Raw genomic sequence first — 9,131 nt, 5'->3', positions numbered from 1 at the left:
AAATACCAGTGAAGGAATGGTATGATATAATTGGTGAGAAAACAATAGCAGATGCGGTTCTTGATCGTATCGTTCATCACTCAATAAGAGTTGAATTATTTGGTGAATCTATGAGAAGGAGAAACTCTAAGATTGAAAACGTATTTTTGTAAAATAACAGTTGTTAAACAGGACTTAAAAGATCGATTCTAAAAAGCCTTTTTCCACAACAACTTCTGCTTTTTTCAAGCAACAACTCTGGGGGTCAATTTAAAATTGGCGAAAGGGGGTCAAATTTATTGGTATATGCACGTAATCATAATATACCGGATGGACGAGTTTTAACCGCTCCAGGGCGATTGACTTTAAGGGAAAACCATTTAAAAACGTCACACCCTCGGTTGAATATTGGGAGGAATCCAGACAGTTTTTAAACAGGAGCTTTAACTTCAGCCTAAAATGGGCACGGCTGGACAGGTTTTCATGAAGCTCACTGAGCTTCTCACTGGCATTAAGAATCTGTCTGCCTATATAACCCAACTTGATATCCACCATATCGAAAAAATGGAGCAGGTCTTGATAAATCTCTTTGGCTAGTAAATAATCCTGTTTGAGCCCGAGCAGGTGCTTTACTTCTTCGTCCCCTTTTGGCTGCGCTGAGCTTTGTATAGCTGCATAGATCCCATCCAGCAGCGAAAGTAAATCCCTTAAAAACTTATCCTTTGAAGATATAGAGTTGCCGATGTCATCGGCCCGGTTACCAAACTTTCTGAATACGCCGCTAAAAAGCCGAACCTGCTCGGTTGCGGTACTCAGGTCCGCCTCGAGAATGGTGTTCAATTCGGAATAAGCCTGATCAAGCTCGTCTTCCAAAGCCTGCAAATGGTCATTCACTACCTTTTTTGGCCCCTCTATGAAGATACGGCCAAACCTGGATTCTAAATCAGCGACCGTTCTAACACCTAAAAGCCTTAGGGAAAAATGTTCCTCAAAGGTTGATTTTAGCTGGAATTTCTTATAAGGGTTTTCCAGTTTATGGATCAGCATATTAACTGTACTCTTTGAAAATTCAGTTAAAAAATACTTCCCTGGCCGCTCAAAATGAGACCTGATGTGGTAGTGAATCAACCGTTTAATAATACGTTCAGACTGAGGCGAAGACTCCTGATATTCTTTCGCAATCTCATCAAGTAGCGTGCGAATGTCGCTGGCTTCAAAAAACTCTGGGATTTCCCCATCGGCGATCCGCTGATAAAGTAAGATGATAAGGTAACCGCCTTCAAACCGGCTGGGCAGAAGCAAATCATATTTACTGTAGAGATCTTGCTCATTAAGCATGATATATGTTGAGTTGGGCGTTATTAAATAGGCCTTAAATTAATTTTAGCCCTTAAGCAGCAAGTTAACAATAATTAGCCGCATAACCCAAGGAGGTTTAAAAGAGCCTCCGTATTTAAATTTCCGTCATGAACTTTAACCTCGCTATGCAATATACGCATGAGGCATTATAAATTAAGATCCACTATTTTTTTCCTGAAAATGTACACTGGCTCGGATTTATTGGAAAGGCTGGTTTTCCGATGTAAAGGCCTCGCAACCATATCGAGTTCATACCGATCAACAAATGAAAAGTGGTTCCGTCCAAGTTTTTCAAAGTCAGCTGCCAGTGGGTAGCCTCGGACGTCAGCAATATTGATGATGAACAAACCACCCGGTTTTAATAAACGCTTTGATTGAATGATCACTTCATGTAAAAAATCATTTTTCCATTTTTCATAGTTTTTATAACGGAGATAGCTCTGGTTTGATTCCTTATTATATTTTTCCTGCTTAAAGTATGGTGGGCTGGTAAAGATAAGATCTATAGATGCCGACTTCAGGGTAGGCATGACTTCTTCCGCACAACCCATCAAAAATTCTGCGCTGCATTTGGCGAACGGTCTGAGGGTTTCATACATTTTTTTGTTTGCATCTATCTGTGTTATTGATGGATCAATTCCAATATAATGCCGCTCAAGCGCCATCGCTCCAAGTAGACGGCCGCCAAATCCTGCACAAAAGTCCAGTACCGTCGCCCCCTGAAATGAAAATTTTTCTATAAGGGCTTTTGAAACCGTCGGCCTGAAATTAGATACCCTTCCGCCTGAATAAATCCGGAATACACTTCTGATTACATAAGCTGACCAACATCTCCTGTCTGGCCAAAGCCTTATTGTTTTTTCAAGTAATTTTCTAAGAGTATCATCATCATTGAAGTAATCAATTGGAGATTTATGATGTCCCCAACGGGTTGCTTTCCAAATTTGCGGATGAAAAAAATTGGCCAGTTCCAGGCCGGATGTCGAACTGGAGATCTGTTTATCGGGCGACATGGTCAGTACAGAACTGTTTTTTACAAGTTCGAACTTTCTTTTGATCTCCCTATCGGTCATCTCACGATAAGGAAATCCTCTTTCACGCCAATACTGAAACGCCCGTTCAATGAATGGCGCCAGCTCGGCCATTGGCAAGGAAAAAAGATCCTTTGCCAAAATATCTTCTATAGGATGATGAGCGTTAAGTGACATTGGTACCCTAAAGTAGCTAAAAAAAGATATTCAGCAATATTTTAACAATAAATTAAGTCAATAATATAATTAGTTGTAATTTTAGGTTAAATCGTTATCACAATGGCCAAAGAAAAGGATGTTAAGCTTATTACAGTTCAAAAGCTCAACCCAGAACTCTATGAGCAGGTACTCATTGGGAAAATGAGCGTAAACGATGCCTACAATGAGGTAAAGCGTCAGCAACTGGGTCTAACAGAGTTTCGGGGCACCAATACAAGTAAAAAAGATTTTGCCACCGATTTTAAAAGAATTGTAAAACTGCATGGCGTAAGTCTTGAAGAGGTCATAGGCGAGGTGAAAAAAAATTTCCCCTATACCTGGAAAGATTTCCTGAAACCATAATTATCACGATCTCCGTAGCTGACCTAAATCAATATGCGCCCCAATACAATGTTAAACTTTGCTCAATCGATAAAAACATGTTTATTAATGATATGCTTTTTAGGTTATATGGGAAGCTTCGCGCATGCTCAGGTATCTGGAAAAGTGTTTAAGAAAAAACCAGACACGGATGAAAAACAGTTAATTAAGACGAGGGATTCATTGCAGAACGATTTGGTCCTTTACCTGGATACCCTGGAAGCTTTCCAAGAAGCAATAACCCTACTGAAAGAGAAAGGAGGATTGAATAAAAAGCAATCGATTAATTATAATAATCTTTTGAAAAAAAGAGAACATGCCAAATTTCTCTTAGATAGCACAAAACTTGAAGTTGCCCAAAAGTATAATTCGAATGGACTGGAGGAAAAGGCAGAAACCCTTCTAAATGAGCTCTTGACCAGTAAGTATTCAAAAATAAGGAATAAGGCTACCGTTAAACTGGATACGCTTGTCTCAGAAAAAAAAGTACGTTTCTTTGATGAATACCCCGTTGAACCCCTGACCAAGCTTTTTAAGCCTCTGATCCCGTTTATCCTTTTGTTCGGTCTCATCGCTTTTATCTTTTATTTTTTTAACCGCTACCGTAGTGAAAAATATTTCTCGGTTCTATGTAACGACGATCAGGAAAAGACAGCTTTCAGATTGGCTTTTGATTTCATGCTTAATGAGATTAATGCCAGTCAGGCTCAAAATACAAGTATACAACCTGTTCGACCCGGGGTGCTTCCGTTTTTAGAGCCTGAAGCTCCTTCCGTGTTAAATGATGTAATTGCAGTCCCTTTTTCGGACAACTACTTAAAGCTGATTACATGGATCTGGCGGTTTGGTGTAAAACCAAATCATGTTCTGAATGTTTTTATAGAAAAATCTGGAAGTGATGTGATCATTAAATCGCACCTAAAAATGAAGAAAAAAATCATCATAGATTGGGATTTAAAGGTTGCAGATACTAAATTGTTCGAGACCAGGATGGACATCGTCTATGAGGCACTCATTCATATCCAGATTTATTCCTAATAATTAATTAACTTTGATAAAGTTTTTAGTATATGTTACAAGCGCACACATTGAACAGAAAGGCATTTGATCTTTTCAATTCTGCCACTATTAAAGTAGCAACTTACTACCGTACCCTGGATTCTGCTATCTTAGATAGGGCTTTGGCTGATTTAAACAAATCAATTGAGTTCGACCCTGATTATTTTCAGCCTCTGAATTATAAAGGAATAGTATTTGATTTAAAAGGCTCTCCTTCACAGGCCATTAATGAATTTAATTCCATTTATAACCAAAAGCTTTCCGAAGGGCTCCGGCCGGAAGTGGAATATAACCGTGCCGTTGCAAATTACCATTTGTATCACGAGCCAAACATGATAGCTGCTATTGCGGAATTATCCTCAGTGATAAACAACCCATCAAATAACATCAGGATTTTAGCACTTGCAAAAGCCAGCCTGGCGCAGGCTTATGGAATGATGGTCCTACACGCTCAAAAGCACGGGGAGGAAAAAGTACTTAAGTATTTTAATCTGACCGTTTCCAGTGCAACGGAAGCTATTAAATTTATTGAAAAACATAAACATGATTTTGATAAATCTTTTTTTAACAATGCCATTTGGATCGCTTATAATGCAGAAGGCATAGGTTTAATGTTTCTTGATGATTTGAAACTTGACCCTCTTACAGGTAAAAACGAGAAAATTAAGGAAAATCTTACCAGCGCGGTTGCCAGGTTTAAAAAAGGAATGGGTTATTCTTCGCCAAATTGGGCACTTACCTGCAATCGTGCCTCAGCTAATATGCGATTGGGGCATCTGTATAAAAAAGAAGGTAAACCTGAAAAATCGGCGGAATACTTTGGCAAAGCGATCGAGCTTCTAAATGAGGTAATCAACCACCAACGACCCAACTACGACTTTGCACTATATGAGCTGGGTAGGATTTATCGTTTTCAGTCTGATATGGAAAAAGCCATTACTCTTTTTGAACGGGCAAAAATAGCAGGTGGCGATAATCCAAATATTTCTAAAGAAATCCTTGATCAGAACATTGAACGGGCAAGATCAGGTCATACTGATTTTATCATTGCATAGAACTGAATCAATAGTTGCCCTTCCACATATTCAGGAGCCGATGCATGTTCTGCTTGTTTGGTGATAATAAAAACCTGGATTGGTTTCGGCGTGCGCTCAGGCAGCATTTCTGTTATTGTTCACCTTCATGTGAACTTGGTGATTTCCCTACCATAAAAAATCTTATGTTTAAATCTATTTTACCGCTTCACTGCTTTTGGTCCAAAGCATGACCACTTGTTTAAATAGTGGATTTTCAATGGTCCTGAACCCGGCTTCATATGCTGCCCTGATAGAGGCTGTATTTGATTTCCTTGCATGCATGTAGATTTTCTTCAATTTGCTTTCCTCACAGGCCTTTCTATAGGCAAACCGGCCAATTTGCCTTCCTTGAAAAGCCTGATTGATGAAGATTTCAATAGCCGGGTGCCTGCCAAGAATTTCGTTTTTGAAATAATCTATATATACTTTTCCTACATGCTGCTCCTGATACATGATATGCCAGTACTTTCCCTTTTGCTTATCATTTAGCATCTGACCTGAACCTGGTTTTAGTTCAATCGCTGAAGGATCTATGACGGTTGCCATTGTCATTTTCTGAGCAGATATTTGTTGAACAGTGTAAAGCTATCCGCCCAGTACTCTGATGGAAAGAAACCAGGTGATAGTGCGATCGTAAAATCCATCACGCGTTCAAAATCGACGTCCCTTTTAAGGGTTTTCAGCACTGTTTCTATCTGCGAATGGACGATTTTGGCGCCCGGATCGTGTTTTTTTACATGGTCTGCCCAATCTGAGTCCCCATCAAATCTATTATTGAAATAATCCATATCGATATGGATAAGGACAACGGCATCTTTTGGAATATCACTCAGGATGCGGATGAGGTCTGTGGAAAGCCGATAGTGCCTGGCTGAAACCTTTCCCTTTGTTTCAAATTCCAGTAATGGCCTAAGCTTTCCATCGAAAAGTGTATCAGCAACTTCAGTTACACTTATATTTCCCTTTTCGACCTCCGTGGCATTCCTTGATTCAGGGATAAGATACCGAAAATCAACTGAAGACAGATGGTGCAGGAACGGTGTAATAAAGCTGCCGATAGCAATTGATCCAGATTTAATAGCAGTGATCACACTTTCAGGATCATTCATTTTAACCGAAGTGCCCGTTACCGGATCAAGGAAAGTATCCTTTCCGTTTTTGAACAATAACGGAGGCATACAGTCATAGTGGTCATCAATATGGATAATGACCAGCTTGTCTAAATTTCCGCTGAGCGCTGGTCGATGTTTTAAGACATTTGCCCAATAATACAGTGTCCAGTTGTCATTCAGGACTAGATTATAACCGTCATACGATTTTCTATATTCAGGGATCCCATAACAATCCATCTCTTTATCCAATAGCGCAAGGTTTTCAATCAATTGATCATCTATATAAAAAGAGGGATCCCTGTACCAGTCCAGGGATATCGATAATGCACCGTGGCTTTCTTCAAGCCCGACCTGCTTTCCTGGAAAATAAGCTGCTAAAAATTTATTGCGCTCATTTTCCTGCATTTCAATAACCTTAACTGGTAGCTCCATCTGTAATTAAGTTTGCTTTCTGTTCCAATATCTTAAGTAAGGCCTTTCCCGATGGGGTTAATTTGCAGGTCTCCATCGTAATAAATCCTTTTCTGAGTTTTTCCCTGACAATACAGTACTCTCTTTCCGCGCGTGTCCTGTAATCTTCCTTTTTCCGAAGGAAATTCCAAAACTCCAATAATTCTGAAAAGACGTAAAGCGCATGAAACAAACCCGATGGCGGACGTAATTCAGTTCGCCATGGTGAATTGACCAGGATGTGATCATCATCCACGATGTTCGTCAGTCGCTGGAGCAGATAAAGTTTTTGATGGCGGTGCTCATGGATCAGAGAATCCGCCAGATCACTTGGATCGATGAAACTTTCACCTCTCATCAGCTGGACATAAAGTGCACCCGGAACACTGTTATCACTAAAGGAAACCACCTGTTCTGGGTCTGCTTTTAAATCCCTTATGAGCTGGATCTCAGGAGAGATCAGCCTCATTTCCTCAATTAAGGACGGCTTAAAGGAGGTGATCAACTCAAAGGCCTCTTCTAGGACTTTCATGCCCTCTGCATTGGCTGACCTATCTTCAAAATGAATCTCCTTTCCAAATGGTTTCCTCAGCCATTCGTCTGCTCTATTGATCAGCGGCCAGGCATCATCGATGATCTGATCATCAATAATGCTCTGTAGATAAGATACATCCGCCGCCAGATGAGTGCCGTCTGTAGAGGTCAGGACTCTACCTTCGAGATTTTTTTTCATGACCTCAGTCCAAACGACTACTGAAGGCATGATGGCGATTTTTTGCAGGGAATCTTCATCTATACCTTCAGTGGAGACTGATTCATTTTGGGACGCCGATAGTACCGCTTTGAGCAGCAATACCTGATCCTTCATGAAAAATGATTTTGCCTGATGTATTTTTTGCGAGTCCAAGCTATCGAGTTCATAGTCCAGGATGAAATCTTCGTCCAGTTGATCTAATGGTTCCTCCTTCGCAAGTTCATCGTAAACACGAAATTGTATATGCCTGATCAGTTGCTCCAGCTCACTACAGTAAATACTGGGGTTCTCATATCCATTGTTACCATATCGGTGTGCTACAGCACCTCCTCCGCAGATCTCCACAATTTCGCATTCCTGGCATTTTTTTGCCAGTCCTTCTTTTTTCAAAAGTTTGCGGTGCGCCTCCACCTGTTTGGATGCAACAGCATCCTTAATCGGAGCTGAAAATACATCACCGTTATCCAGATAGGTTCCTCCACCTGTTATTTTAAGCACATCAAGGTCATGGTAACTGCCATTTGTCTCAATAGTAATCAGGCTCACATCTCCAAAACCAAAACCATCGGTTTCGCTTGGAACCCCTAATAGTCCGGCCAAAATACTGTCAAAAGTCCTGATTTTGATGTTTGGATACTCATCGAACCAAATGTCAAAGCAGTTAATTAACCACTGTACGAAGATATTTTCCTGTTCATCCCTTAATTTTGGAGGTGTTAGAAAATTCGCATCGGGCAGCAAAAAATCAAGTTGAGGGAGGTCATATGAAGCGAAAAAATTTAAGAGTTCCTGTGGATCATTCCGCGGATCAATAACGGCAATTACCCCTGAGAACACACTTGGGTATCGCTGAAGAAGTTTAAGCGCATTTTCGGTTGCAGCAAAGCTTGGTTTGCCCTGGTGATCAAGACGGTGCCTGTTGTTTGCCGATTCTGGTCCATCGATACTAAGTGAAATCTGTAGGCCGCAAGCCTGAAAAGAACGGATCGTATCCTCAGTGAGCAGGATTCCGTTCGTTTGCATGGAAAACTCCACCTCAACCCCAATCGGAAGCGCTGATCTAAGCTCTTTTATATGTGAAACAAAGCGGTCTGTTTGCATCAGCAGTGGCTCTCCGCCGTGGTAAACAACCGCTACCCTCTTGAGATTTTTTTCAAGCACGTATTCTACTATACGGTGGGTGGCAGCACTCATAATGTCCTTCGACATGAACTTAGGCTGCTGTTTATAACTCTGATCGAGGTGATTGTACATATAACAGTAGTCGCAATTGATATTGCATCTTGATGCAACCTTTAAAAGAAAGCAACTGACTGTTGCTGGGAGAGCGTCGTTTTGCATGAATTTAGAGGATTAAAGGTAAAAAGTGTACGTGCGAGTTCACACGTACACCTGAAAGTCGTTCTAAGAACGGTTGTGGCGATGATGCATGCGACTATAGTCTGTAATGCTTTGAACATCCGACTGCTGCATCATTTTTTCCCGCATACGGCTTAAAGTCTTACCGAATCGTTATTGAAAGAGTATTGACTAGGGGCGATGAGAAGGATTTGGGTATAATCATAGCATTCTACGGCAGAGAAAAAATAATTGACACACTGAAAAATGAAATCGGGTACCTACCTGAATTAATAATAGACAAAGTATGTAAATATTTCCGGTTGACTAAAAATCAACTGAAATGTTATACAAAAACACAGTTACAAGAGAAACACTGGATTTAATCCGGAAA

At 40.5% G+C, this 9,131-nt stretch carries 11 protein-coding genes; 5 read left to right on the top strand and 6 right to left on the bottom strand.

Going from position 1 to position 9,131, the window contains the following annotated elements; translation table 11 throughout:
* The first annotated feature begins 8 nt into the window (after positions 1-8).
* Entirely contained in the window at positions 9-152 is a 144-nt protein-coding gene (locus tag D7004_RS10590; RefSeq protein ID WP_279634749.1) for an ATP-binding protein, read from the top strand.
* 97 nt (positions 153-249) lie between these two features.
* On the opposite strand, the gene D7004_RS10585 is transcribed toward D7004_RS10590, so the two are convergent.
* Together D7004_RS10585 and D7004_RS10580 are read right to left on the bottom strand one after the other, a co-directional pair.
* The gene (locus D7004_RS10585) at positions 250-1,317 is read right to left on the bottom strand and encodes a hypothetical protein (RefSeq protein ID WP_123205836.1); all 1,068 of its coding nucleotides are present in this window, start codon (positions 1,315-1,317) and stop codon (positions 250-252) included.
* 167 nt (positions 1,318-1,484) lie between these two features.
* Positions 1,485-2,546 carry a DNA methyltransferase gene (locus tag D7004_RS10580; RefSeq protein WP_123205835.1) on the bottom strand — a complete coding sequence of 354 codons (1,062 nt, stop codon included), beginning with the start codon at positions 2,544-2,546 and terminating at the stop codon, positions 1,485-1,487.
* 102 nt (positions 2,547-2,648) lie between these two features.
* Here D7004_RS10580 and D7004_RS10575 point away from each other — a divergent pair, with 102 nt between their 5' ends.
* From D7004_RS10575 to D7004_RS10565, 3 genes are read left to right on the top strand one after another with little or no spacing between them, the layout of a single operon-like run.
* Positions 2,649-2,930, top strand: coding sequence for a hypothetical protein (locus tag D7004_RS10575; RefSeq protein ID WP_123205834.1), 282 nt, complete (start codon positions 2,649-2,651; stop codon positions 2,928-2,930).
* A 48-nt stretch (positions 2,931-2,978) separates the two neighbouring features.
* On the top strand, positions 2,979-3,986 hold the full coding sequence (locus tag D7004_RS10570) for a hypothetical protein (RefSeq protein WP_167459472.1): 1,008 nt from the start codon (positions 2,979-2,981) through the stop codon (positions 3,984-3,986).
* Positions 3,987-4,018: 32 nt separating this feature from the next.
* Positions 4,019-5,062 carry a tetratricopeptide repeat protein gene (locus D7004_RS10565; RefSeq protein ID WP_123205832.1) on the top strand — a complete coding sequence of 348 codons (1,044 nt, stop codon included), beginning with the start codon at positions 4,019-4,021 and terminating at the stop codon, positions 5,060-5,062.
* A 174-nt stretch (positions 5,063-5,236) separates the two neighbouring features.
* Here D7004_RS10565 and D7004_RS10560 read toward each other — a convergent pair whose 3' ends face one another.
* The 4 genes from D7004_RS10560 to yhhA form a co-directional block, all read right to left on the bottom strand.
* Complete coding sequence (locus tag D7004_RS10560; RefSeq protein ID WP_167459471.1) at positions 5,237-5,629, bottom strand: GNAT family N-acetyltransferase; 393 nt, start codon at positions 5,627-5,629, stop codon at positions 5,237-5,239.
* A 2-nt stretch (positions 5,630-5,631) separates the two neighbouring features.
* Positions 5,632-6,627, bottom strand: a complete 996-nt coding sequence (locus tag D7004_RS10555) for a hypothetical protein (RefSeq protein ID WP_123205830.1) — start codon at positions 6,625-6,627, stop codon at positions 5,632-5,634.
* The gene (gene yhhB, locus D7004_RS10550; RefSeq protein WP_123205829.1) at positions 6,611-8,740 is read right to left on the bottom strand and encodes a cyclophane-forming radical SAM/SPASM peptide maturase YhhB; all 2,130 of its coding nucleotides are present in this window, start codon (positions 8,738-8,740) and stop codon (positions 6,611-6,613) included. Before yhhB ends, D7004_RS10555 begins: the two co-directional genes overlap by 17 nt.
* A 63-nt stretch (positions 8,741-8,803) precedes the next feature.
* Positions 8,804-8,887 (bottom strand): YhhA family cyclophane-containing RiPP, encoded by an 84-nt coding sequence (gene yhhA / locus D7004_RS21270; RefSeq protein WP_407946541.1) that lies wholly within the window; start codon positions 8,885-8,887, stop codon positions 8,804-8,806.
* A gap of 20 nt (positions 8,888-8,907) precedes the next feature.
* Here yhhA and D7004_RS21265 point away from each other — a divergent pair, with 20 nt between their 5' ends.
* Positions 8,908-9,123, top strand: coding sequence for a DUF6922 domain-containing protein (locus D7004_RS21265; protein ID WP_407946540.1), 216 nt, complete (start codon positions 8,908-8,910; stop codon positions 9,121-9,123).
* The last annotated feature ends 8 nt before the right edge of the window (positions 9,124-9,131 follow it).

The organism is Pedobacter jejuensis, from assembly GCF_003725795.1.
GTDB classification, from domain to species: Bacteria; Bacteroidota; Bacteroidia; order Sphingobacteriales; family Sphingobacteriaceae; genus Pedobacter; species Pedobacter jejuensis.
The sequence above is the reverse complement of the archived record's forward strand: the minus strand, read 5'-3'. Positions and strand labels throughout refer to the sequence as shown.